The organism is Neisseria sp. P0021.S007, from assembly GCF_051956855.1.
The window spans coordinates 1-1,022 of the sequence record NZ_JBQCXA010000163.1 but is presented as its reverse complement, the minus strand read 5'-3'; the positions used below and the strand labels follow the sequence as shown (position 1 = coordinate 1,022).

The following is a 1,022-nucleotide window of genomic DNA, read 5'->3' as shown; positions in this document are numbered from 1 at the left end:
AAAGGCTTGTGTGCACTTCGATTAAGGAACACTGATTATGTCACCCGAAAACCAAGCGGAAAACACCACACCCTCAACAGAAAAAACGGCAAAAGCCACTCCGCCCAAACCTTCCAAACCCAAATCCAGCGTAATTCAAATTCATCCCGAAGGCGAACGCATCCATCCGAAAAAAGCAGAAGGACGCTTTGCCAAACTGCGTATCGCCGCCGTATTGGCGACCCAGTTTGTATTTTACGTAATTCCATGGTTTAACTGGAGTAACCGTCAGGCAGTTTTATTTAATATCCCTGACCGTCATTTTTTCATTTTCGGCCTGTCACTGGGCATGGGCGATTTGATTTACCTTGCCTTGCTGTTGATGATTTGTGCCTTCGGACTGTTTTGGTGGACAACCATTGCCGGTCGTTTGTGGTGCGGCTACTCTTGCCCGCAAACGGTTTACACCGAAATCATGCTTTGGATCGACAACTTGGTTGAAGGCGACCGCAACAAACGTTTAAAACTGGAAAAATCGCCTTGGAACTTTACTAAAATCCGCATTAAAGCCACCAAAGCCCTGTTGATTTTCCTCTTCTGCGCATGGACAGGTATTACTTTCGCAGGCTGGTTTAATCCAATCCGTGAATTTGTTCCAGCCCTGTTTACCGGCGCGGCAGGCGGTGGCGCAATGTTTGCCGCAGCGTTTTACGGATTCATGACCTTCTTTTTTGCCCACATCATGCGCGAAAAAGTGTGTCTGCATATGTGCCCGTATGCACGCTTCCAAAGTGCGATGTTTGACAAAGACACACTGATTATTTCCTACGATACCGAACGCGGCGAACCTCGCGGTGCACGCAAAAAAACCGCCAACAAAGAAGACAGCGGCTTGGGTGACTGTATCAACTGTGCCATGTGTGTACAGGTCTGCCCTGTCGGCATCGACATCCGCAACGGTTTGCAATACCAATGTATCGGTTGTGCAGCCTGTATCGACGCTTGTGACGAAATCATGGACAAAATGGGTTATCCGCGCGGCC

At 48.6% G+C, this 1,022-nt stretch carries 1 protein-coding gene; it reads left to right on the top strand.

Annotated features, from left to right (window positions below):
- Positions 1-37: 37 nt before the first annotated feature.
- On the top strand, positions 38-1,022 hold a 985-nt coding region (gene ccoG, locus ACTHUR_RS11920), incomplete at its 3' end, for a cytochrome c oxidase accessory protein CcoG (protein WP_440398712.1).